Raw genomic sequence first — 24394 nt, forward strand, 5'->3', positions numbered from 1 at the left:
GCAGCCCCATGAGTCCGTTGAACCTCGCTTCACCGCCGCCGCCACGACGGCTCAAACGTCTGCCTCTGGCCCTGTTGCTGGCGGGGAGTGCCAGCTGGGCCCACGGCTACGCTGCGGAAACGGAAACCCCCGTGCCGGCACCGGCTGACAAGACCGCGACCGCCACTTCGCAACTGGAAACCGTGACCGTCACCACCCGTCGTCGCGAAGAAAGTTCTCAGGATGTGCCGACACCGATGAGCGTGGTCAGCGGCCAGACTCTGGAGACGCAACGGGTCTACCGAATCCAGGATCTGCAACAACTGGTGCCCAGCGTCAACGTCGCCTATATGCATGCGCGCCAGTCCAGCGTGTCGATCCGGGGCCTGGGCAACAACCCGGCCAGCGATGGCCTGGAAGGCAGCGTCGGGCTGTACATCGATAACGTTTATCTGGGTCGCCCGGGGATGGCGGTGTTCGACCTGATGGACATCGAACAACTCGAAGTCCTGCGCGGGCCGCAAGGGACGTTGTTCGGCAAGAACACCACCGCCGGGGTGATCAACATCAGCACCCGCGCGCCGAGTTTCACCCCGGAACGGAGCATCGAAACCTCGGTCGGCGAGGACGGTTATTTCCAGACCAAGGGCACGATTTCCGGGCCGCTCAACGATGTGCTGGCCGGGCGTTTGTCGGCCTATCGCACCCGCAGCGACGGCGACATCAAGAACGAATTCAACGGCCATGACCTGAACGGCGGATCCCGCGACGGCTTCCGGGCGCAACTGCTGTTCAAGCCCAACGAAAACTTCAATCTGCGCTGGATCGGTGATTACAACGAAGAGGATTCCAGCGCCGGCACCCGTGTGCTGTACAACACCGGGCCGACCATCAATGGCGTCAATCTCTACTCGGCCCGCGCCGCGGCTGCCGGTGCGACGCTGGTCAACGGCTCGCACCGCAAGGTCAATCTGGACAACGACCAGCACGTCACCGTGCATCAGGGCGGCACGTCGGTGGAGGCCAACTGGACCCTGCCGAGCGACTTCACCCTGACCTCGGTCAGTTCCTACCGCTTCTGGAATTTCACCCCGCGCAACGACGATGGCCTCAACGTGCCGGCGACCTACAACGCCGGGGTGTCGGTGGAGGACAAGCAGTATTCCCAGGAATTTCGCCTCGCATCGCCCAAAGGCGAGTTCTTCGATTACGTCCTCGGCGCCTACTATTTCGGTTCGGACCTGGACAACAAATCCTTCGCCTATTACGGCCCCCGGGCGGATATCTGGAACGGCACGCCACAGGGGGCTCTGGCCAACGTCAACAGCGTCGGTCGTGGCCACATCAAGACCGACAGCTTCGCGCTGTTCGCCCAAGGCACCTGGCACCTGACCCCGCGCCTTGATTTCACCGCCGGGGTGCGTGGCACCTATGAAGAGAAAAACGCCTGGGTCAATCGTGATGCGCCGCAAGGTGGCGCAGCGGTGACCGGCGCCGCAGCAACTGCGCGACGCGGCCGGACCGGCGCCTACGATTCCGGCGACCTGAACCAGTACAGCTCCAGCCCGTCGGGCCTGCTCAACCTCAGCTATCGCATCACCGATGATTTGCTCGGCTACGCCACGTTGTCTCACGGTGAGAAGTCCGGTGGGGTCAACCTTGTGGTCGGTTCCGCACCGACCGCCGGCGCCGACTCGTTGCTGATCGGCACCGAGCGCGCCAACAACGCCGAACTCGGTTTAAAAAGCACGCTGTGGGATCGTCGCTTGCAGCTCAACGCCAACGTGTTCTGGACTCAGGTCAACGCTTACCAGACCAACGCCTACGACGACGTCAACCGGGTGCAATACCTGACCAACGCCGGTTCAGTGCGCTCACGTGGCGTGGAGTTCGAGAGCACCGTGATCCCGTTGCGCGGCCTGACGCTGAACTTCAACGGCTCGTACAACGACGTCAGCTATCTCTCCTACAAGGACGCACCGTGCCCGCCGGAAGTCAGCCAGGCACCGGGTGCTCCGGCCTCCTGCGACCTCAGCGGTCATCAGGTGGTTGGCGCCTCGAAATGGATCGGTAACGCCAACGGCAAGTACGAATGGAATCTGGATAACGGTCTGCAACCTTATGTCACCGGCAGTTACGCATTCCGCTCGAAAGCGGTGGGCACGGTCGAAGATTCCGACTATGGCCAGATCCCGAGTTACGCGGTGGTCAATCTCTCCACCGGCCTGCGCGGCGATTTCAATCAGGGTCAGTGGGATGTCTCGTTGTGGCTGAAAAACGCCTTTGACAAAACCTACTACACGACCCTGTGGACCGGCGGCAACGGCGGCTATGAAGGTCTGCTCGGTACGCCGCGCACCCTCGGGGTCACCGGTCGCTACGACTTCTGATCGAACCCTCAAGGAGCTGCATCATGTTGCGCATCAAAACCGCTTTACCGGTGTTGTTGTCCGGCGCAGTGCTCAGTGCCGGGGCGCTCGCCGCACCCAGCGTCTATCCCACCGGCGTTACTCGATACGACCCGGCCAAGGCCTTCAATCAATATGTGATCTTCAGCGGTGCCGACAAGCAGACGCACCTGATCGACATGAACGGCAACGAGGTGAAGAACTGGCCGCAGTCGGGTTTCCCGTCGGCGATCATCGACCCGAAACTGGTCGGTGGCGAGCGCGGCCATGTGTTGCTGCAGCTGAGCGAAAAGGATCCAGGCAAGCTCGGCTCCGCCGGCAATGGCCTCGGCAATCAGAGCGTCGGCGAACTGGACTGGAATGGCAAAGTCGTCTGGCAATGGGGCGACAAGGCCCCCGGTGGCGCCGCGCAACAGCATCACGATCTGCGTCGCCTGAGCAACGGCAACACCGTGGTGCTGGCGAACAAGGTGCACAAGGTCAAAGGCTTCAAGGTGCCCGAGGTGATCGACGACGCGATCTACGAAGTCAGCCCCGGTGGCGAGGTGAAATGGCAGTGGCTGGCGTCGGATCACTTGAACGAATTCGGCTTCACCGCCGAGCAGTTGAAGCTGGTTCGCGCCAGTGAAAATCCGGATTACCTGCACATCAACAACCTCAGCCTGGTCGGGCCGAACAAGTGGTTCGATGCCGGCGACAAGCGCTTCAATCCGGACAACCTGCTGATCGATTCGCGCAACGCCAACTTCATCGCGATCATCGACAAGCACAGCGGTAAAGTGGTCTGGCGCCTGGGGCCGAACCTGCCGTTGGCCAATCCGAAAACCGCGCAGAAAATCCCGCGTCCTGTGGACCAGTTTGTCGGCCAGCATGACGCGCACATCATCCCGGCCGGACTGCCCGGTGCGGGCAATCTGCTGGTGTTCGACAACCAGGGTTCGGCGGGTTACCCGAACGTCACGCTGGGGCTGATTTCCGGTTCGCGAGTGCTGGAGATCGACCCGGTGAAAAATGAAATCGTCTGGCAGTACAGCGCGGCGAATTCAAAGCAGCCGGGATGGGCGTTTTACAGCTCGTTCATCAGCAGCGCGCGGCGCTTGCCCAACGGCAATACGCTGATCGATGAAGGCATGAACGGGCGGTTTTTCCAGGTGACGGCCAGTGGTGAGAACGTCTGGGAATACGTCAGCCCTTATCTGGGCAAGGCACCGGGCAGCGACGCGATCAGCAACTGGGTCTATCGGGCCCTTCCTGTGAGTTATGACTGGGTGCCGGCAGGTACGCCGCGTTCGGAGACGGCAGTGATTGCGCCGGCCATTGGCGTGCAACAAACCAATGCCAGTCGTTAGTTATCAGGACTGTTCATAATCGAAATAAGTTATGAACGACTTGAATAGTGCATATAGCAATTTCGTTGAAAAGTCGCGTGGACAATAAATGAATGTCCGACCATCCTGAGTGTCGTGAGTTTCCAGGAGGAAACTTGCTCTCATCGGAAGACACTTATCCAACGATAAAGGAAATCTCGTTATGTCGAGCATTAATGGCAACTATGTAAACGCTAACGCTGGCGCCAAACTGACGATCACCGATGGCAACGACTCCAACGGCACCTTCAGCGGCAAGTTCAGCCAGAACGGCGTGAACTACGACATCGCGTACGGTCACTATCACTTCCAGAACAGCACCGGGCAGCCTACGATCATTACTTTCGCGGCTCTGAATGACGGCACTGGTTATCAGTCCTGGACGCTGTTCTCGCCGGATCACAACTACTCGAAAGTTCGCGCGGTGGGTTCGCGTACCAACTTTGACGGTGATGTAGTCGGTCTGGCCGGGGAGTTTGTGAAGCAATAGGAGATTCCGTAAATCGAAGGCCGATGCATTAAACATGCATCGGCCTTTTTGTTTGTTCTTTAAAAAGTTCGTCAACTATCACCTTGGTATTAGTTGTCACTGAATCCCGGGTCATCGATAACCCGATGCCTTGCATGAATACTTTTTATGCCGGGAAAGCATGTCGATTTCGGCGAATCGCTGGAAGCCTTGCGGGTCGTGGCTTTGGCGGAAATGACTGTTTCATATATTCCATAAACGTCTATTCATAACATGAAAGATTACTTTCGGAGATAAGCGTCTAGCCCAATGATTGACCCATCGATCACGCCGTGGGGGATTCAACAAGCGGCGAATCGGCTAAGCGAAAAAACGCAAAGAGACCGCAGGGAGTAAATCAATGGGCAATGTCCAGACCGCCGCCAGTGCACAGGAGGTGCTGTGGCGCCAGGCGCCGAGCGGCGAGTTGGTCGATCTCGGCCGGCCCCATCGCGTGCCGTTGGGGCAGCTGCGTTTGCAGCGCGCGCCCAAGGGCATTCTGAGCCGCCGCGAAACGATTCTGCTCGGCGTTCTGGCGCTGGTGGTGCATGGCGCGGTGATCTACTGGATCAACCAGCATCCGACGCCGGCGCTGCCGATCGTGCCGCCGGAAATTCCACCGATGACCATCGAGTTTTCGCGCCCGGCGCCATCGGCACCACCAGTGGTTGTACCGCCGCCACCGGCACCGGTGGTCGAGCCTCCGCCACCGGTGGAGGACGAACTGGCAACCAAGCCACCACCGACACCGAAGCCGGTCCCCAAACCGAAACCGGTCGCCAAACCCGTGCCGAAACCGGCGCCCAAAGCGGTCGAGCAACCGCCGGCTCCGCCACAGCCGGCCGCCCCGGTCGCCGCGCCAGCGCCACCTGCACCACCGGCGCCTGCTCCGGTGACGCCGGCCTCGGCCAACGCCGCGTACCTGAAGAACCCGGCGCCGGAATACCCGTCGCTGGCCCAGCGTCGCGGTTGGGAAGGCACGGTGTTGTTGCGGGTGCACGTGTTGGCCAGCGGCAAACCGGGTGAGATCCAGATTCAGAAAAGCAGTGGCCGGCAACAGCTCGACGACGCGGCGCTGGACGCCGTGAAGCGCTGGAGCTTCGTGCCAGCCAAGCAGGGTGATGTCGCCCAGGACGGCTGGGTCAGCGTACCCATCGATTTCAAGATTCATTAATTGGTAATCAGCCGGCTTTATTCTCGCGGTGTGTCTGTAACCGTCATCGCGAGCAAGCTCGGCTCCCACACACGAGGGAACACATCATGACGTTACTGGCATCTCCACTGGAATCCATCGAAAGCGCGGTGATCTGGCTGCTGGTGGTCTTCTCTGTCGCCACTTGGGGCCTGGCATTGCTCAAGGCGCTGCAGTTCGGCCGGTTGAAGGCGCAGGACCGCAAATTTCACAAGCGCTTCTGGGCGGCGTCGAGTCTGGACTCCGCTGCCGAGTTGAGCGAAACCCAGCCCGGCGCGGCAGCGCGGGTGGCGCAGGCCGGTTATGCGGCGATACAAGTGGGCGAGGCGCCACAGGCCAATGACCTGAGCCAGGCGATCAACCATCAGGATCGTCTCGAACGCGCCTTGCGCCAGCAGATCGTCCGCGAGCGCCGTTCGCTGGAAACCGGTCTGGCGGTGGTCGCGAGTATTGGCAGTACCTCGCCGTTCATTGGTCTGTTCGGCACGGTGTGGGGAATCATGGAAGCGTTGAAAGGCATCAGCGCGGCAGGTTCGGCGAGCCTGGAAACGGTCGCCGGTCCCATCGGTGCAGCGCTGGTCGCCACCGGTGTGGGGATCGCGGTCGCGGTGCCGGCGGTGCTGGTTTACAACTACTTTTTGCGTCGTCTGAAACTGACGGCGGCGGACCTGGACGACTTTGCCCACGACTTCTACAGCCTGGCGCAAAAGAGCGCGTTCCGCGTGCTGATCCACCCGACCGCGCACAAGGCTGCGGCCCAGGGCAACGCAACAAAAGTGAAGGAGGCGTCCTGATATGGCCTTCTCCACGCAAGACAGCGACGAGGTGCTGAGCGAGATCAACGTGACGCCGCTGGTGGACGTGATGCTGGTGCTGCTGGTGGTGTTCATCGTCACCGCGCCACTGCTGACCAACGCGATACCGATCAACCTGCCGAAGACCGAAGCGGTGGCGCCGGTCGAGCAGAAAGACCCGTTGGTGGTGAGCATCGACGGTGCTGGAAAACTGTTTATCAACAAGGACGAAATCCAGCCGGATCTGCTGGAGTTCAACCTCAAATCGGCCAAGGCCAAGGACCCGGAAGTGCGCGTGCAATTGCAGGCCGACGACGGGGTGAATTACGGCGAAGTGGCGAGAGCCATGGCTTCGATTGAGCGGGCGGGCATCACCAAGCTGTCGGTGATCACTGCACGATAAGGGTTTCACGTTTTTCCGGGGCCGTCTCCTTGGCAGGGTGCGGCCCCTTTTTTTGCCCAATGCTTAATATTCTTTTCAGGTCTTAATAAATAGCTTCTTATTCCTTAACGAATATAAATCCCGTCCCTATACTCGTTCAGGAACAGACACGACGCAGGAGAGCTCCCCCATGCGCAACGAATCAATCCGTTATCTGATTGTGCCGGGCTGGCAAGGATCGCCAGAAGATCATTGGCAAACCCACTGGCAGAACAGCCTGCCCAACAGTGCGCGGGTGGAGCAGGCCGACTGGCTGACGCCGCGTCGTGAAGACTGGGTCGCGGCGCTGGCCGAGGCGATTGCCGCTGACAGCTCGCCAGTGATTCTCATCGCGCACAGCCTGGGCTGCATTACTGTGGCGCACTGGGCGGCCACCGCGCCGTTGCATCATTTGCGTCAGGTACGCGGGGCACTGCTGGTTGCGCCGGCGGATGTCGAGCGTCCGGCCTGCGTGCCGGCACTGCGCAATTTCGCACCGATCCCGACCGATCTGCTGCCGTTCCCGAGCCAGGTCGTCAGCTCCGACAACGACGCCGCCGTCAGTGCGCCGCGTGCGCTGGAACTGGCGCGCAACTGGGGCGCCGAGGCGGGGATTCTCGCAGGCGCCGGCCATATCAACGTGAAGTCCGGGCATCAACGCTGGGAGCAGGGATTCGCTTATCTGTATCGCCTGCAAAACCGCATGGAACACCACGCCCGGCGCCGTGCCTGACCACTTTTATTTTTTCAACGCCCCCGTCTCCCGGCGATTTGGGGCGGGAGTCTGCCATGAGTTTTGAAACCTTCGGCCAGCCGTTGCTGACCTTTCCCGATGCGGAAAAAAGTCCCCTGAGCATTCGCGCCAAGGCGCTGGTGTTCGTCGATCCACGCTCGCGTCAGTTGCGCGAGGAAATGGCCCAGCTCGCACCGCGCTCGATCTCGGTGTTGATTCGCGGCGAGACCGGCACCGGCAAGGAATTGCTCGCCCGCCACATCCACCGCGCCAGTGATCGCAGCGGCTTGTTCGTCTCGGTCAACTGCGGCGCGATCAGCCCGACCTACGCCGATGCCGAATTGTTCGGCTACGCCGCCGGCAGCTACAGCGGTTCGGCCAGCAGTCGCGCCGGCTGGTTCGGCTCGGCCAACGGCGGCACCTTGTACCTGGACGAGATCGGCGACCTGCCACTGCCGATCCAGATCAAATTGCTTTCCGCCCTGGAAAACCACGAAGTCACCCGCGTCGGCGCCCATCAGCCGAGCCCGGTGGACGTGCGCCTGGTGGCGGCGACCAGCATCGATCTGGCGCAAGCGGTGGCGGCGGGGAAATTCCACGAGCGGCTTTATCACTATCTCAGCGAAGGGCATCTGGAACTGCCGGCGTTACGCGCGCGGGTCGGCGACATTCTGTCGTTGGCCGAGTACTTCCTCGGCATCTACAGCCAGCGCCTGGATCTGCCGGTGCCGCTGATCAGCGAAGCGGCGCAGCAGGTGCTCGAACAACACAGCTGGCCGGGCAACACCCGGGAGCTGGAAAACGTCATTCATTTTGCGCTGCTGGTGAGTACCGGCGACGAAATCCTGCCGGAGCACCTGAACCTGCCCGAGGTGTCTGGGCCGCTGGTTCAGATCGAACGTCAGGTGGCGAGCGTGAGCCTCAACGGCACTGCCGGCGAACGTAAGGCATTGAAAGAATTGCTGTTGAGCCTGAGCGAGGCGTTGTAACCATTTTGTTCAACATGAACAAAATGGAATATGAAGCTGAATAAACGTTATTGTCCGGGAATAAAAAATCCCGGTATTGTCCGTTTCACGCCAGCAGTAGCACATCGCTGGCACACGTATTAATGCCGTCGTCGATGACGACCGATTTTCGATAAGGACACTGCATGAAAAAGGTTCTGTTGTTTACCGCATTGGCGGCTGCTCTGACTGCTTCCCTGGCCCAGGCCGGCGAGAAACTGGTGGTTGCCGCGACGCCGGTGCCGCACGCCGAGATCCTCGAGCTGATCAAGCCGACCCTCGCCAAAGAAGGCGTGGATCTGGAAATCAAGGTCTTCACCGACTACGTACAGCCGAACGTACAGGTGGGCGAGAAGCGTCTGGACGCCAACTACTTCCAGACCCTGCCGTACCTGAACAGCTTCAACCAAGGCAAATACAAGGACGACAAGGCCAAGTACCTGGTGACCGTGCAAGGTGTTCACGTTGAACCGTTCGGTGGCTACTCGAGCAAGTACAAGACCCTGGCCGAACTGCCGGACGGCGCCACCATCGCCATTCCGAACGAAGGCAGCAACAGCGGTCGCGCACTGATCCTGCTGCAGAAGGCCGGCCTGATCGAACTGAAAGATCCGAAGAACGCCCTGGCCACGCCAAAAGACATCGCCAAGAACCCGCACAACTTCAAGTTCAAGGAACTGGAGTCGGCCCTGCTGCCACGTGTTCTGAAAGAAGTCGATCTGGACATGATCAACACCAACTACGCGCTGGAAGCCAAGTTGAACCCGACCAAGGACGCCCTGGTGATCGAAGGCGCGGATTCGCCTTACGTGAACTTCCTGGTTGCCCGTGAAGACAACAAGAACAGCGACGCCATCAAGAAACTGGCCGCTGCCCTGACCAGCCCTGAAGTCAAAGCGTTCATCGAGAAGAAGTACAACGGCGCGGTACTGCCGGCGTTCTGATCCGACGCAGCAACAACCCCTTCAAGGTTGAAAAAAACGCCGATGACCAGCGATGGTCATCGGCGTTTTTTCTTGCGTGTGGATAACTCAGGCAGCGCTGGTTTTCAGCGCCCTGCGCAAGGCCACCAGCCATTTCACGAAATCCTGCGGGTCCGGTCGCTGCGGCACTTTTACGTCCATGTTCTCTTCCTTGTTATGGGGTTGGCCGGGGGGAGTCTGGCCAAAAGCTGTACGTCCTTGGAGGGCTTTCATGAAAAAAAGATCCGTCCTACAGCGAAAGGAAAAATAGCCTTCTTATTCTGTCGGGGCAAACCCGCAGGATAGTTTTTTGTGTGATATCAATATGCTTTAGCGGTATTTAAATTCTCGTTCTTATACCTTTAAAGTCGGTGCCTGCCGGACAGTTACCCGCTGTCCATGGACTGCGCCACCGCCGCTTACCGAGCGGCGTCAGGATGTTTCATGACCTTCGATTACGCATTTATCCTCAGCACCCTGCCGGCGTTTCTCAAGGCCGTGGGCGTGACGCTGCAGGTCGGTTTGATCGCCATTGGCACCTCGCTGCTGGTGGCGCTGCTCAATGCGACGATTCTGGTGTTCCGCACGCCTTACCTGCAAAAACTGGTCGGGCTGTATGTGGAGCTGGCGCGCAACACGCCGCTGCTGATCCAGCTGTTCTTCGTCTACTTCGCGTTGCCGGCCCTGGGGATCAAGGTTTCCGGATTCACCACCGCGATCATCACCATGACGTTTCTCGGCGGCGCCTACCTCACCGGAGTGCTGCGTGCCGGCGTCGATGCGGTGCCTCAGGCGCAGCTTGAATCGGGCCGCTCCATCGGTCTGTCCCACGGCCAGTTGCTGCGCTACGTGATCCTGCCGCAAGCCGGGATCCTCAGCCTGCCGTCGCTGTTCGCCAATTTCATTTTCCTGCTCAAGGAGACCACCGTGGTCTCGGCCGTGGCGATGCCTACGCGCAGGACAATCTGGTGCTGTTCAGCTGGGCCAAGCAGAACCCGGGCTACCGCGTGCTGGACGAAAAACTTGGCGCCGAAGCGCCGATTGCCCCGGCGGTGAAGAAGGGCAATATCGAACTGCGCGACTGGGTGAATACCGAGCTGGCCAAGCTGGGTGAAGAGAAATACCTGCTCAAGCTGTATGACCAATATGTGCGTAAAGAGCTGAGTGATGACACCAAGCCTGAGAGCGTGATTGTCGAAGGCGGGAAGTGGCAGGGCTAATCAGGCCAGTTCCACGCCGGCTCATCCAGAACCCTCTGCCCGACGATCCCCGTCTGGCCGAGGGTTTTTTCCAGCACGATGCAATTGCATTCCGGGTCTTCCTGCAACGCCGAAATCAATCGCCGGGCATGGGATACCACCCACACCTGACACTGCTCCGACACCCGGATAATCAGACGCGCCAGCGCCGGCAGCAGGTCCGGATGCAGGCTGGTTTCCGGCTCGTTCAGCACCATCAGCGACGGCGGGCGTGGCGTCAGCAGCGCGGCAACCAGCAGCAGATAGCGCAACGTGCCATCCGACAGCTCCGCCGCCGACAACGGCCGCAACAATCCTTCCTGAAAGAACTCGATGGCAAAACGTCCGCCCGCCAGCGGCGCGATGTTCAACCGTGCGCCGGGAAACGCATCACTGATCGCCGCCTGCAGCGCCTCGGGATCGCCGATCTCGCGGATGGTCTGCAACGCCGCCGCCAGATCGCGACCGTCGTGATGCAGCACCGGCGTGCGCGTGCCCAGTTGCGGCTGGCGTACCGGGGCGTCGGCGTCGCTGCGAAAGTGATCGTAGAAGCGCCAGCGGCGGATGAACTCGCGCATCTGGAACACTTCCGGTGAGGTGCGCAGGCTGCCCACCTGATCGAACAGGCTGTCGAAATTCGGCGTGTATTGCGCCAAAACATCCCAGCCACGACCCTCACGGGCACGGATCATCGGCCCGTTGCGATCCACCAGCAGACTGGCCGGACGATAAAGCGACCCGGCCCAGATGCATTCCTTTTTGATTTCCGGGTCGAGGGAAAAGAACGAGAGGCTCGGTTCCGGCAATCCCAGGGCGATCGAATAGCTGAAATCTTCCCCGGCAAAGCCCAGACGCAGGCGCTTCACACCCTGGCGCACGGTGGACTGGATCGGCACCTCGCCGTTGCGCATGCGCCGGCTGATGGTTTCCGGCCCGGCCCAGAAGGTCGAGTCGAGCCCGCCCTCCCGGGCCAGCGCATTGACCACGCCGCCCTGAGCGGTTTCCGCCAGCAGCCGCAACGCCCGGTACAGGTTGGACTTGCCGCTGCCGTTGGGGCCGGTGATCAGGTTCAGACGGCCCAGCGGGATTACCAATTTATTGATCGAGCGGTAATTGGCCACCGCGAGGGTCTTGAGCATGAAAATCCTTCTTGAGTGCCCCGAAATCCGGGTCAGGATACTCGCTGCACAGAAATGCATATATCGCCCGGACGAAGGTTGAACCCTGTTCTAAGCTCACAGTCGTATCGTCACTTGCACGTTCGTACACAGGAAGGAGTCTGCATGGCGAGTCCCGGATTGAAAACAGCGGTCATGCTGAGTCTGTTCGCTTTGTTGAGCGCGTGCGGCGAGAAAAAGGCCCCCGCCGAATACCTGCCCCGGGTCTTCGTGCAGGAGGTGAACCCCGCCAATTACGCCGCCGCCGTGACCCTCACCGGCGATGTACAGGCCCGCGTACAGACCGAACTGTCGTTCCGGGTCGGCGGCAAGATCATCCAGCGCATGGTCGATGTCGGTGACCGCGTCTCGGCCAAACAAGTGCTGGCCAAGCTCGATCCGAAGGATTTGCAGACCAACGTCGACTCCGCCCAGGCCCAGGTGCTGGCCGAGCAGGCGCGGGTCAAACAGAGCGCCGCCGCGTTCGTCCGCCAACAGAAACTGTTGCCCAAGGGCTACACCAGCCAGAGCGAATACGATTCCGCGCAGGCCGCCTTGCGCAGCAGCCAGAGTGCCTTGAGCGCGGCCCAGGCGCAGTTGGCCAATGCCAAGGATCAATTGAGCTACACCTCGCTGATCGCCGATGCGCCGGGCGTCATCACCGAGCGTCAGGCCGAAGTCGGTCAGGTGGTTCAGGCCACGGCACCGATTTTCAGCCTGGCCCGGGACGGAGATCGCGACGCTGTATTCAACGTTTATGAATCCCTGCTGGCCGAGCGGCCGGCGGAGCGCTCGATCGTCGTCAGCCTGCTCGACAACCCCGCCATCAAGACCACCGGCACCGTGCGCGAAATCACCCCGGCGGTGTCTGCGCAGTCCGGCACGGTGCAGGTCAAGGTCAGCCTCGACAGCCTGCCGCAGGGGATGCAATTGGGCTCGGTGGTGAGCGCCACGGCCAAGGGCACCGGCAAGTCGGCCGTTGAATTGCCATGGTCGGCGCTGACCAAGAACGTCAGCGATCCAGCGGTGTGGATGGTCGACGACAAAGGCGAGGCGCAGTTGCACAACGTCACCGTCAGCCGCTACCTGATCGGCAAGGTCATCATCAGCGAGGGCCTCAAGGGCGGGGAAAAAGTCATTGTTGCGGGAGGGCAGTTGCTGCATCCGGGCATGAAGGTCGAAATTGCCGAAAACACCTACAAGGATCTGCAACCGGGAGCACAGCCATGAAGCGTCTGGGGCTGTTATCCATTGGCGTGTTGTTGGCCGCCTGTTCGAAAAGCGAGCCACCGCCGGAGCCGGTACGGCCGGTGTTGTCGGTCAAGGTCGAAGCCTTGAGCGAGGAAAACCTCGGGCGTTTCGCCGGCAGCATTCAGGCGCGCTATGAAAGCAACACCGGTTTTCGTGTCGGCGGGCGCATTGCCAGCCGTAACGTCGACGTCGGTACCGAGGTGCAGAAGGGCACGCTGCTCGCCACCCTCGATCCGTCCGATCAGCAGAACCAGCTGCGTTCGGCCCAGGGCGACCTGGCCAGGGTTCAGGCACAACTGATCAACGCCCAGGCCAATGCCCGCCGTCAGCAAGCGCTGTTTGATCGCGGCGTCGGGGCGCAGGCGCAACTGGACATTGCCATGACGGACCTGAAAACCACCCAGGCTTCGCTGGATCAGGCGCGGGCGGCGGTCAATCAAAGCAAGGATCAACTCGATTACACCCAGCTGCGCTCCGATCACAAAGCCGTGGTCACCGCGTGGAACGCCGAGGCCGGGCAAGTGGTGACGGCGGGTCAACAAGTGGTGACCCTGGCGCAACCGGACATCAAGGAAGCGGTGATCGATCTGCCGGACACCCTGGTCGATGAGATCCCGTCCGACGTGGTGTTTCTGGTGGCCGGGCAGCTCGACCCGAGCATCAACACCACGGCCACCCTGCGCGAGATCGAACCGCAGGCACAAAGTGCGACGCGCACCCGGCGCGCACGACTGACCCTGGCCAACACGCCTGACGGCTTCCGCCTCGGCACGGCGATCAGCGTCACCCTCAGCTCGGCGATCAAACCGCGTATCGAATTGCCCGTCACTGCGTTGCAGGAGGTCGACGGCAAACCGCGAATCTGGGTCATCGACACCCAGAGCAAATCCGTCAACCCGCGCGACGTCAGCGTGATCAGCCGCACCGACAGCAGCGTGGTGCTCGCGGGGGGCGTGAAGAACGGCGAGCGCGTGGTCAGCGCCGGCGTCAACAGTCTCAAACCCGGACAATCCGTGAAACTTGACGAGGACAGTCAATGAAAGGCTCTTTCAATCTCTCCGAATGGGCCCTCAAGCATCAGTCTTTCGTCTGGTATCTGATGTTCGTCGGATTGCTCATGGGGGTGTTCTCCTACTTCAATCTGGGGCGCGAGGAAGACCCGTCGTTCACCATCAAGACCATGGTGATCCAGACCAAATGGCCGGGCGCGACCCAGGAAGAAACCCTCAAGCAGGTCACCGACCGCATCGAGAAAAAACTCGAAGAGCTCGATTCCCTCGACTACGTGAAAAGCTACACGCGCCCCGGCGAATCGACGGTGTACGTGTACCTGCGTGACACCACCAGTGCCAAGGACATTCCGGAAATCTGGTACCAGGTGCGCAAGAAGATCAACGACATTCGCGGGCAGTTTCCTCAAGGCATTCAAGGGCCGGGATTCAACGACGAATTCGGTGATGTGTTCGGCTCGGTGTACGCCTTCACCGCCGACGGCCTGACCATGCGCCAGTTACGCGATTACGTGGAACAGGCGCGGGCCGAGATCCGCAATGTGCCCGGGCTGGGCAAGATCGAGATGATCGGTCAGCAGGACGAAGTGCTCTACCTGAACTTCTCGACCCGCAAACTCGCGGCGCTGGGCATCGATCAGCGTCAGGTGGTGCAGAGCCTGCAATCGCAGAACGCCGTGACCCCGGCCGGTGTCATCGAGGCGGGGCCCGAGCGGATTTCCGTGCGGACTTCGGGGCAGTTCGCTTCGGAGAAAGACCTGGCCGAGGTCAATCTCAAACTCAATGACCGTTTCTATCGCCTGGCCGACGTGGCCGACATCACCCGTGGTTACGTCGACCCGGCCACGCCGGAATTTCGCTTCGACGGCAAGCCGGCGATCGGTCTGGCGATTGCCATGCAGAAGGGCGGCAACGTTCAGGAGTTCGGCAAGGCTCTGCACAAGCGCATTGATGAGCTGACGGCGGATCTGCCGGTCGGCGTGGGTGTGCACACGGTGTCCGATCAGGCGGTGGTGGTGGAGGAAGCGGTCGGCGGCTTCACCAGTGCGTTGTTTGAAGCAGTGGTGATCGTGCTGGTGGTCAGCTTCATCAGCCTCGGTGTACGCGCCGGGCTGGTGGTGGCGTGCTCGATCCCGCTGGTGCTGGCGATGGTGTTTGTGTTCATGGAATACAGCGGCATCACCATGCAGCGGATTTCACTCGGCGCTCTGATCATCGCCCTCGGCCTTCTGGTGGACGACGCGATGATCACCGTGGAAATGATGGTCACGCGCCTGGAAATGGGCGAGAGCAAGGAGCAGGCCGCGACATTCGCCTACACCTCGACCGCGTTCCCGATGCTCACCGGTACGCTGGTGACGGTTGCCGGTTTTGTTCCCATCGGGCTCAACGCCAGTTCTGCCGGCGAGTACACCTACACGCTGTTCGCGGTGATTGCCGTGGCGATGATCGTGTCCTGGATCGTGGCGGTGTTCTTCGCCCCGGTGATCGGCGTGCACATTCTCAGCACCAACGTGAAACCCCATGAGGCCGAGCCGGGGCGCGTTGGCCGCGCGTTCAATGGCGGTTTGCTGTGGTGCATGCGCAATCGCTGGTGGGCCATCGGCTTCACGGTATTGATGTTTGTGCTGGCGGTGTTCTGCATGCGCTTTGTGCAGAATCAGTTCTTCCCGTCCTCGGATCGACCGGAAATCCTGGTCGACCTCAACCTGCCGCAAAACGCCTCGATCGACGAGACCCGCAAGGCCGTCGACAAGCTCGAGGCTACGCTCAAGGGCGACGCGGACATCGTGCGCTGGAGCACCTACATCGGTCAGGGTGCGATCCGTTTCTACCTGCCACTCGACCAGCAATTGCAGAACCCGTACTACGCACAACTGGTGATCGTCAGCAAAGACTTCGAAGCCCGCGAGGCTCTGAGCAAGCGCCTGCGCGAACGGCTGCACAAGGATTTCGTCGGCATCGGCAGTTACGTGCAGGCGCTGGAAATGGGCCCGCCGGTGGGGCGTCCGATCCAGTACCGGATCAGCGGCAAGGACATCGATCAGGTGCGCAAGCACGCCATCGACCTGGCGACTGAACTGGACAAGAACGAGCACATCGGCGAGATCATTTACGACTGGAACGAACCGGGCAAAGTCCTGCGCATCGACATCGCCCAGGACAAGGCGCGCCAGCTCGGGCTGTCGTCCGAAGACGTGGCGAACCTGATGAACAGCATCGTCAGTGGCGCGCCGCTGACTCAGGTCAACGACGACATCTACCTGATCAACGTGGTCGGTCGCGCGGTGAGTTCGGAACGCGGTACGCCGGAAACCCTGCAGAACCTGCAGATTGTCACGCCCAACGGCACGTCGATTCCGTTGCTGGCCTTTGCCACGGTTCGTTATGAGCTGGAGCAGCCGCTGGTGTGGCGTCGTGATCGCTTGCCGACCATCACCATCAAGGCGTCGGTGCGTGACGAGATTCAGCCGACCGATCTGGTGAAAATCCTCAAGCCGTCCATTGATGACTTTGCGGCCAAACTACCCGTGGGCTACAAAGTCGCCACCGGCGGTACGGTCGAGGAGAGTGGCAAGGCGCAGGGGCCGATTGCCAAGGTGTTGCCGCTGATGCTGTTCCTGATGGCGACCTTCCTGATGATCCAGCTGCACAGCGTGCAGAAGCTGTTCCTGGTGGCCAGTGTCGCGCCGCTGGGGTTGATCGGCGTGGTGCTGGCGCTGGTGCCGACCGGTACGCCGATGGGCTTCGTGGCGATCCTCGGGATCCTGGCGCTGATCGGCATCATCATCCGCAACTCGGTGATCCTCGTGACCCAGATCGACGAGTTCGAGCGCAAAGGTTATGCGCCGTGGGATGCCGTGGTGGAAGCCACCGAACACCGCCGTCGCCCGATCCTGCTGACCGCCGCGGCGGCGAGCATGGGCATGATCCCGATTGCCCGGGAAGTGTTCTGGGGGCCGATGGCCTACGCGATGATCGGCGGGATCGTGATTGCGACCCTGCTGACGCTGCTGTTCCTGCCAGCGCTGTACGTGGCCTGGTACAAGATTCGCGAGCCGAAGAAAGAGGCGCAGTAAGGCGGGCGCTTTGCGCTCATCGCCAACTACACGGCTTTGCGCCAGACACTCGCCAGCCAGGGCTGCTGCTCACGCGGCAGCCCCGCCGGCCGGTAGTAATGCTCAAGCTCCACGAACCCGGCATCGGTCAACAACCCGCGCCAGGCTTCAAGATCGTGATACGAGCCATAACGCGGCCCGTTCCAGCCCTCACGGTTATCCCCGCGCGGGTTGGAGCTGAACAGCACGCCGCCCGGTTTCAATGTCCCGTGCAGTTGCTTCAGAACCCGGGGCAATTCCTGCAGCGGTACATGAAACAGCACCGCATTGGCGAAGATCCCGTCGAAGCGTTCTGCCGGCAGATCCAGCTTCAGGAAATCCTGGCACCACACTTCACAGCCACTGTCTTCCCGCGCCATCTGCGCGAATTTTTCCGCACCGTCGAGGCCGACGGCGACGTGTCCCATCCGGGTAAATGTCTGCAAATCGCGCCCCGGCCCGCAGCCGAAATCGAGGATGGAGAATGGCGCGTCACCCTGGATGTGCCGCAACAGGGCGTCGATGTTCTGACTGACATCGTGATCGCGGGTGCCTTCACGAAAGTCCTCGGCCACCGAGTTGTAGTGGCCGAGGGTGGTGGAGGTGATCTGTTCCAGATCGATGGGCGTCTGCTTCATGGTCGGGCTGCGCTGGCAAAGGAATCTGCCGACTATACGCCATGCCATTCAGCGCTTGTTCAAACCCCGCGCCAGGCGATCGCCACCCAGCTGAATCAGCGCCACCAGTGCCACCAGCAGCACGATCACCGTCAGCATGATCTGGCTGTCGAAGCGCTGATAGCCGTAGCGATAGGCAATGTCGCCCAGACCGCCGGCGCCAATCGCTCCGGCCATGGCCGATGAGTTGATCATCGTCACCAGGGTGATGGTGAAACCGCCGACAATCCCCGGCAGCGCCTCGGGCAACAGCACATGCCAGACGATGTGCCAGCGCCGGCAGCCCATGGCCTGTGCGGCTTCGATCAGGCCGTAGTCGACTTCACGCAGGCTCACCTCGGCAATCCGCGCAAAGAACGGCGTGGCCGCGATGGTCAACGGCACGACTGCCGCCCACACGCCGTAGGTGGTGCCGACGATCAAACGGGTGAACGGAATCAGCGCCACCATCAGGATCAGAAACGGGATCGAGCGAAACAGGTTCACGAACGCACCCAGCGCGCGATTGAGCAACGGCGCTTCGTAGATCCCGCCCTTGTCGCTGGTGACCAGAATCACTGCCATCGGGATACCCGCCAGCAGTGCGATCAGCGACGACACGCCGACCATCAGAAACGTGTCGATAAAACCCTGCAGCAAGCGATCAAACCACATAACCCAACACCTCCGTGCGTTGTGCCCACTGGCTGGCACGCTGACGCAATTCCTCGGCGTTCAGCTTTGAACCCGCCACCGCCAGCAACAGTTGCCCGAGCGCGTGGCCCTGAATCCGTTCCACGCCGCCCTGGAGCAATTTCACCCGGCCACCGAGCGCGGCGAACAGTGCGGCCAGATCCGGTTCATCCTGCTGGCTGCCGGTGAACTGCAAACGCAGCACCACGGCCGCGTCCGCCGACAAGGGCTGTGCCTGCAAACGGCTCTGCAATTCTTCGGGCAAAGCGTGCTGCAACGGTGCGAGCAACGTCTGGCTGACCTCGTGCTGCGGGTTGCCGAACACTTCCCAGACCGGGCCTTGCTCGACGATGCGGCCATGTTCCAGCACAACGACGCGGTCGCAGATTTCCCGGATCACCGCCATCTCGTGAGTGATCAGCACGATGGTCAGGCCCAGGCGTTTGTTGATCTCGCGCAGCAGGCCAAGGATCGACTGAGTGGTTTCCGGATCGAGGGCCGAAGTGGCTTCGTCGCACAACAAAATATCCGGGTCGTGCACCAGCGCACGGGCGATGCCGACACGTTGTTTCTGCCCGCCGGACAACTGCGCCGGATACGCCTTGTGCTTGGCTTGCAGGCCCACCAGTTCCAGCAGTTCGCGAACCTTTTTCTCCCGCTGTTGTTTCGGGACGCCGGCGACCTTCAGCGGCAGTTCGACGTTCTGCCACACCGTTTTCGCCGACATCAGATTGAAGTGCTGAAAAATCATGCCGATCCGCCGACGCAGGGCGACGAGGCGATCCTCGTCGTACTCGCCGATGTCCACCTGATCGATCAGCACCCGGCCCGAGGTCGGTTGTTCGAGGCGGTTGATGGTGCGGATCAGCGACGACTTGCCGGCGCCGCTGCGGCCGATGATGCCGAACACTTCACCGCGCTGGATCGCCAGATCGATGCCTTGCAGCGCCGCGACCGGGCCTTGTTTGCCGTCGTAGGTTTTGCCCAGACCGACGAAGCGCACATGAGCGCGGTTCAGTTCGGGATGCAGTTCGGTGCGTTGCGCAAGCGCGGGTGGCTCTGGAAGATCCAGTCGCCGTTGGATGGCTGCCGTCATCCTCAGCTTTCCCAACCGGCCTGGTACAGCTTGCCGTGGGCCTTATCCAGTGCGGCGCGAACAGCCGGTGAATGCTGATAGATGTCGACGAACTTGATCAGGCGCGGGTCGGTTTTGCTCTTTGGCTGGATCACGAACTGAATCACGTATTCCTTGTGATCGAGGCCGTCGAACAGCAGCGCGGAGCCGGCATCAAAGGTCTTCGCCAGACGGATGTAGGCCGGGTAGCCCTGGACCAGATCGGCGTCATCGTAGGCGCGCACCAGTTGCACGGCTTCGACTTGCAGGATCTTGATCTTCTTCGGGTTGGCGACGATGTCGTCTTCAGTGGCCTTGTAGCCGACGCCCGGTTTCAGGGTGATCAGACCGGCCTTGGCCAGCAGTTGCAGACCGCGTCCGCTGTTGATCGGGTCGTTGGCGATGGCGACGCTGGCGCCCTCAGGCAACTCGTCGAAGCTTTTGTATTTTTTCGAGTACAGGCCGACGTTGTTGATGATGCCTGGAGCGAACGGCACCAGGTCAAAACCGGAGGCGGCCTTGGCGTTTTCCAGGAACGGGATGTGCTGGAAGTAGTTCACGTCGATGTCACCGGCGGCGAGGCTGACGTTCGGTGCGATCCAGTCGGTGAACTCCACCAGCTCGACTTTCAGGCCTTGTTTGGAGGCTTCTTCGACGGCGGCTTCCAGCGGAATCGCGAAGGCGGCGGTAGTGCCGATTTTCAACGGAGCATCGGCGGCGAACACCGCCGAGCTGAACAGGCCGAAGGCCAGGGCCAGTGCTTTGACTGGGGGGGACAGGCGTTTCTTGGTCATGGTGGTTTTCCAGTCAGTGCGAGGAGGAGTGTCGGTAGTGGGCGCCGGTGTGTTGCTGTGGCAGGTGCGCTTCGCCGTGAAACAGTTTTTCCCGCAGGCTGCCGGTGTCGTACGCGGTCTTGTACGCGCCGCGCCGTTGCAGTTCGGGAATCACCAGGTCGATGAAATCCACATAGCTTTCCGGGGTGACGATGCGGGTCAGGTTGAAGCCGTCGAGGCCGGTTTCGGCGATCCACGATTCCAGTTCATCCGCCACTTGCTGCGGTGAGCCGACCACGGTGATATAGCGCCCGCCCAGCGCGTGCTGGTCGAGCAACTTGCGCCGGGTCCAGTCGTTGTTCTGCAGGTTCTTGGTGGCGGACTGGATCGCGTTGCTTTTGACGTACTGGATCGGCTCGTCGATTTCGTACTGGGAAAAATCGATGCCGGTGGACGCCGAAAAATGCGCCACGCCCGCTTCGGCGCTGGCGTAGCTCAGGTATTCGGCGTGCTTGGCCCAGGCCGCTTCCTCGGTCTCGCCGACGATCACGTTGAGGCCCATGAACACCTTGATGTCCTCGGGGTTGCGACCCGCTTCGACGGCGCTGGCGCGGACCTTGTCCACCTGCACTTTGGTCGACGGCTTGTTCTGACCGCTGATGAACACGCACTCGGCATGACGCCCGGCGAACAGCAGACCGCGATCCGAACTGCCGGCCTGGAACAGCACCGGCGTGCGCTGCGGTGACGGTTCGCACAGGTGATAGCCCTCGACCTGATAGAACTCGCCCTTGTGTTCGACCTTGTGCACCTTGTCTGGCTGCGCGTAGACCCGCTGCTGCGGATCGTTGAGCACCGCGCCGTTTTCCCAGCTGCCTTCCCAGAGTTTGTAGAGCACTTCGAGGTACTCGTCGGCCTGGTCGTAACGCCGGTCGTGCTCGACCTGTTCACTGAGGCCCATGGCCTTGGCAGCGCTGTCCAGGTAACCGGTGACGATGTTCCAGCCCACCCGCCCACGGCTCAGGTGATCGAGGGTCGACATGCGTCGGGCGAACAGATACGGCGGCTCGTAGGTGAGGTTGGCGGTCAGGCCGAATCCAAGGTTTTTGGTCACCGCGGACATCGCCGATACCAGCAGCAGCGGATCGTTGACCGGCAGCTGGATCGACTCTTTCAGCGTGACGTCCACCGAGTTCTGGTAGACGTCGTACACGCCGACGATGTCGGCGATGAACAGCCCGTCGAACAGCCCGCGCTCCAGCAGTTGCGCCAGTTCGGTCCAGTACTCGATGGTCTTGTACCGGGTCGAGGTGTCCCGTGGATGCGTCCACAGCCCGTGGTTGATGTGGCCGATGCAGTTCATGTTGAACGCATTGAGCAGGATCTTTTTCTTGCTCATCAGATGGTCCCTCGCAGCGGAGGGTTTTCATCGTTGAGGTAGTAATTGCCCACCGCGTGATACTTCCAGCGTACCGGATCGTGCAGGGTGTGCACCCGAGCGTTGCGCCAGTGACGGTCGAGACCGTGCTCGATCAGGGTGGCCTGGCTGCCGGCCAGTTCGAACAGGGTGCTGCCGGCGGCCAGAGAGATTTCGGTGCTGATTGCTCGTGCTTCGGCGACGGCAATCGAAGCCGCTGCAACCGTCTCGGCGTTGGTCTCGGCCTGGGCTGCGTCGAGAAATTCGCCGGCGCGTTCGAGCAGGGCTTCGGTGGCATGCAGGCGAATGCTCAGGTGGCCGAAACTCTTGAGGGTCAGCGGGTCTTCGGTGGCTTTGTCGTTGCCCGAATCGATCCATGGCCGGGTCTTGCTGCGCACGAAGTGCAGCGCATCTTCGTAAGCGGCGCGGGCGATACCGGTGTCGATGGCGGCGTGAAGGATCTGCGCCAACGGGCCGACCGGGGTCGGGCGTTCGAAGGCGCTCTGGAATGGAATGACATCTTCGGCAGCGACATACACGTCTTCGAACACCACCGAACCGCTGCCGGTGGTGCGCTGGCCGAAGCCGCTCCAGTCGTCGATCACGGTCAGGCCTTTGCTGTCACGCGGGACGAACGCCAGTTGCTGCACGCCGTTTTCATCGACCACGGACGTTGGAATGCGTTGGGCGTAAATGGCACCGGTCGCATAGAACTTGCGACCGTTGATGCGATAACCGTTGCCGTCGCGTTTGAGGCTGGTGACACGGTCATGGGCGGTCTTGGTGCCCAGTTCCGCCAGGGCATTGCCGAAGCGCTGGCCGGCGAGGACTTCGGCGTACAGCCGTTGTTTCTGCTCGTGGCTTCCGTTCACCCGAAGCACTTCGAGGGCATAGAAATGGTTCTGTGGAATCTGCCCCAGCGAGCCGTCGGCCCGGGCGATCAGGGCGATGACTTTGGCCAGGGTCACGTTGGACACACCGGCACCGCCGTACTCCTTGGGCACGCTGATGCCCCACAGGCCGGAGCGGGAAAACACGTCGAGTTCCGGCAGCGGCAGGCGGCGTTCGCGGTCGCGCAGGTTGCTGTCGCGCTGGAAGTCTTCGGCCAGGTCGCTGGCGACGATCAGGGCTTGCTCGTCGCTGGTGATGACCGCGACGGGATGGGAAAGAGTCATGTGTTTCTCCAGAGATCTGGTCAAAAGTGTTCTGGTCGTCAGATCCAGGAATGGCGAGCCGGAAGTTTTCCGTTGAGGCGATAGGCGCCGACCGCGTGATACTTCCAGCGCACCGGATCGTGCAGGGTGTGCACCCGGGCGTTGCGCCAGTGACGGTCGAGGTTGAATTCGGCGAGGGTGGCGCGGCTGCCGGCCAGTTCGAAAAGCTTTTCGCTGGCCAGCAACGAGATCTCGGTGGTCAGCACTTTGGCTTCGGCCACGGCAATCGACGCGCGGGCGGCGGATTCGGCGGTCAGTGGCGCGGCGTGCACCTGATCCAGCACTTGCCCGGCCTTGCGCAGCAGCGCTTCGGCGGCGTGCAGTTCGATTTTCAGTTTGCCGATATCGGCGATCACGTAGAGGTCGTCGCTGGCGCGCTCGACGTTGGCGTCGACCCACGGTCGGGCGCGGGTCTTGACGAATTCGATGGCGTCATCGATGGCGCCACGGGCGATGCCGGCGTCGATTGCTGCCTGAATCAGTTGCGACACCGCGCCCTGGGTATTGGGCTTTTCGTTGATCTTCCAGTTATCCACCACGAGACCGGCATCGACCCGCACGTTGTTCAACAGGATCGTGCCGCTGGCGGTGGTGCGCTGGCCGAAACCCGACCAGTCATCGACGATGCGCAATCCCGGCGTGCCGCGACGAACGAAAGCCAGGACTTGCTTGCCGTCATCGTTGAGCGCCTTGACCGCGACCCAGTGGGCGAACAGGGCGCCGGTGGAATAGAACTTCTGGCCGTTGATCACGTAATCATCGCCGTCAGCGGTGATGCGCGCTTTCAGTTCCAGGGTGTCCTTGGTGCCGCGTTCGGGGCCAGCGTTACCGATGCGCCAGCCTTCCAGGACGCTCTGCAACAGCAGTTTTTTCTGCTGTTCGGTGGCGCTGCCGAGGATCAGGTTGATGATGCCGAACTGGTTCTGCGGGATCTGCCCCAGTGCCGGGTCGGCTGCAGAAATGATCGCGAACACCTCGGCCAGGGTGACGAAGGAAACCTGCGGGCCACCGTACTCGCGCGGAATCGCGATGCTGCCGAGGCCGCTGCGGGTGAACTGTTCGATTTCCGACCACGGCAGCTTGCGCTGGCGATCACGTTTGGCGGCCTGCACGCGGGCGACTTGCGCCAGTTCATGGGCGGCCTTGATGGCTTGGGCGTCGTTGCGCAGCACTTGCGCGGGCAACAACAACGGGGCGATATCCAGATCACTCTGGACGTTTGCGTCTGCCAGACTGGACATCAGTGCCGCTCCTTGGCTGCACGCAATGCCCTGGCGATCTGCACTGGGGTGATTGTGTTCCGGACCATGTTACCTACCTCACATCTCATGAAAAACGCCGCAAAAGTGCGGCGAACGAAAGAATGTCCGGTGGTCCGGTTCATATACCCTAAGCGCGTATA

The 24394-nt window shown here is 61.3% G+C and carries 20 protein-coding genes and 2 pseudogenes; 14 read left to right on the forward strand and 8 right to left on the reverse strand.

The window, feature by feature from the left end; translation table 11 throughout:
* Window positions 1–8 precede the first annotated feature (8 nt).
* The 11 genes and pseudogenes from KJY40_RS02075 to KJY40_RS02125 all read left to right on the forward strand — a co-directional run.
* Window positions 9–2369, forward strand: a complete 2361-nt coding sequence (locus KJY40_RS02075; RefSeq protein ID WP_230734689.1) for a TonB-dependent receptor — start codon at window positions 9–11, stop codon at window positions 2367–2369.
* A 23-nt stretch (window positions 2370–2392) separates the two neighbouring features.
* Entirely contained in the window at window positions 2393–3736 is a 1344-nt protein-coding gene (locus KJY40_RS02080) for an aryl-sulfate sulfotransferase (protein WP_230734691.1), read from the forward strand.
* Window positions 3737–3917: 181 nt separating this feature from the next.
* A complete protein-coding gene (locus tag KJY40_RS02085) occupies window positions 3918–4244 on the forward strand; it encodes a hypothetical protein (RefSeq protein ID WP_007952780.1) in 327 nt (108 codons plus the stop codon).
* A 379-nt stretch (window positions 4245–4623) separates the two neighbouring features.
* On the forward strand, window positions 4624–5436 hold the full coding sequence (locus KJY40_RS02090) for an energy transducer TonB (RefSeq protein ID WP_230734693.1): 813 nt from the start codon (window positions 4624–4626) through the stop codon (window positions 5434–5436).
* 86 nt (window positions 5437–5522) lie between these two features.
* The gene (locus KJY40_RS02095) at window positions 5523–6248 is read left to right on the forward strand and encodes a MotA/TolQ/ExbB proton channel family protein (RefSeq protein ID WP_085608585.1); all 726 of its coding nucleotides are present in this window, start codon (window positions 5523–5525) and stop codon (window positions 6246–6248) included.
* A gap of 1 nt (window position 6249) precedes the next feature.
* Complete coding sequence (locus tag KJY40_RS02100; protein WP_003220570.1) at window positions 6250–6651, forward strand: ExbD/TolR family protein; 402 nt, start codon at window positions 6250–6252, stop codon at window positions 6649–6651.
* A gap of 169 nt (window positions 6652–6820) precedes the next feature.
* Window positions 6821–7402 carry an alpha/beta hydrolase gene (locus KJY40_RS02105; RefSeq protein WP_007952774.1) on the forward strand — a complete coding sequence of 194 codons (582 nt, stop codon included), beginning with the start codon at window positions 6821–6823 and terminating at the stop codon, window positions 7400–7402.
* 56 nt (window positions 7403–7458) lie between these two features.
* On the forward strand, window positions 7459–8391 hold the full coding sequence (locus KJY40_RS02110) for a sigma 54-interacting transcriptional regulator (RefSeq protein WP_115076150.1): 933 nt from the start codon (window positions 7459–7461) through the stop codon (window positions 8389–8391).
* A gap of 164 nt (window positions 8392–8555) precedes the next feature.
* Window positions 8556–9353 carry a MetQ/NlpA family ABC transporter substrate-binding protein gene (locus KJY40_RS02115; RefSeq protein WP_007952772.1) on the forward strand — a complete coding sequence of 266 codons (798 nt, stop codon included), beginning with the start codon at window positions 8556–8558 and terminating at the stop codon, window positions 9351–9353.
* A 462-nt stretch (window positions 9354–9815) separates the two neighbouring features.
* Window positions 9816–10322, forward strand: a pseudogene (locus KJY40_RS02120) (amino acid ABC transporter permease); the annotation flags it as partial.
* Window positions 10307–10591 (forward strand): annotated as a pseudogene (locus tag KJY40_RS02125) (glutamine ABC transporter substrate-binding protein); the annotation flags it as partial. The pseudogenes KJY40_RS02120 and KJY40_RS02125, both read left to right, overlap by 16 nt.
* Here the strand turns inward: KJY40_RS02125 and KJY40_RS02130 are convergent.
* Entirely contained in the window at window positions 10588–11748 is a 1161-nt protein-coding gene (locus KJY40_RS02130) for an AAA family ATPase (protein ID WP_230734695.1), read from the reverse strand. The pseudogene KJY40_RS02125 and the gene KJY40_RS02130 sit on opposite strands and share 4 nt — an antisense overlap.
* Before the next feature lie 144 nt (window positions 11749–11892).
* Between KJY40_RS02130 and KJY40_RS02135 the strand changes: the two genes are divergently transcribed.
* Genes KJY40_RS02135 through KJY40_RS02145 form a run of 3 tightly spaced genes read left to right on the forward strand, consistent with a single transcriptional unit; the run spans window position 11893 to window position 17107 of the window.
* On the forward strand, window positions 11893–12996 hold the full coding sequence (locus KJY40_RS02135; RefSeq protein ID WP_007952761.1) for an efflux RND transporter periplasmic adaptor subunit: 1104 nt from the start codon (window positions 11893–11895) through the stop codon (window positions 12994–12996).
* Window positions 12993–14057: an efflux RND transporter periplasmic adaptor subunit gene (locus KJY40_RS02140; RefSeq protein WP_230734697.1), complete on the forward strand. Its 1065-nt coding sequence runs from the start codon at window positions 12993–12995 to the stop codon at window positions 14055–14057. The genes KJY40_RS02135 and KJY40_RS02140 overlap by 4 nt, the downstream gene beginning before the upstream one ends.
* Complete coding sequence (locus KJY40_RS02145) at window positions 14054–17107, forward strand: efflux RND transporter permease subunit (protein ID WP_230734699.1); 3054 nt, start codon at window positions 14054–14056, stop codon at window positions 17105–17107. The genes KJY40_RS02140 and KJY40_RS02145 overlap by 4 nt, the downstream gene beginning before the upstream one ends.
* Before the next feature lie 26 nt (window positions 17108–17133).
* Here the strand turns inward: KJY40_RS02145 and KJY40_RS02150 are convergent, their stop codons facing one another.
* From KJY40_RS02150 to KJY40_RS02180, 7 genes are read right to left on the reverse strand one after another with little or no spacing between them, the layout of a single operon-like run.
* Window positions 17134–17763, reverse strand: a complete 630-nt coding sequence (locus KJY40_RS02150; protein ID WP_230734701.1) for a class I SAM-dependent methyltransferase — start codon at window positions 17761–17763, stop codon at window positions 17134–17136.
* A gap of 48 nt (window positions 17764–17811) precedes the next feature.
* On the reverse strand, window positions 17812–18456 hold the full coding sequence (locus tag KJY40_RS02155; RefSeq protein ID WP_230734703.1) for a methionine ABC transporter permease: 645 nt from the start codon (window positions 18454–18456) through the stop codon (window positions 17812–17814).
* Entirely contained in the window at window positions 18446–19570 is a 1125-nt protein-coding gene (locus KJY40_RS02160) for a methionine ABC transporter ATP-binding protein (protein ID WP_230734705.1), read from the reverse strand. Before KJY40_RS02160 ends, KJY40_RS02155 begins: the two co-directional genes overlap by 11 nt.
* Window positions 19571–19572: 2 nt before the next feature.
* Window positions 19573–20382 (reverse strand): MetQ/NlpA family ABC transporter substrate-binding protein, encoded by an 810-nt coding sequence (locus KJY40_RS02165; protein WP_230734707.1) that lies wholly within the window; start codon window positions 20380–20382, stop codon window positions 19573–19575.
* A 13-nt stretch (window positions 20383–20395) separates the two neighbouring features.
* Entirely contained in the window at window positions 20396–21760 is a 1365-nt protein-coding gene (locus tag KJY40_RS02170; RefSeq protein ID WP_230734709.1) for an LLM class flavin-dependent oxidoreductase, read from the reverse strand.
* The gene (locus KJY40_RS02175) at window positions 21760–22953 is read right to left on the reverse strand and encodes an SfnB family sulfur acquisition oxidoreductase (protein ID WP_230734711.1); all 1194 of its coding nucleotides are present in this window, start codon (window positions 22951–22953) and stop codon (window positions 21760–21762) included. The genes KJY40_RS02170 and KJY40_RS02175 overlap by 1 nt, the downstream gene beginning before the upstream one ends.
* A 38-nt stretch (window positions 22954–22991) precedes the next feature.
* On the reverse strand, window positions 22992–24233 hold the full coding sequence (locus KJY40_RS02180; RefSeq protein WP_085608600.1) for an SfnB family sulfur acquisition oxidoreductase: 1242 nt from the start codon (window positions 24231–24233) through the stop codon (window positions 22992–22994).
* Between the last annotated feature and the right edge of the window lie 161 nt (window positions 24234–24394).

Origin of the sequence: Pseudomonas fitomaticsae (assembly GCF_021018765.1) — a bacterium.
Classification (GTDB): domain Bacteria; phylum Pseudomonadota; class Gammaproteobacteria; order Pseudomonadales; family Pseudomonadaceae; genus Aquipseudomonas; species Aquipseudomonas fitomaticsae.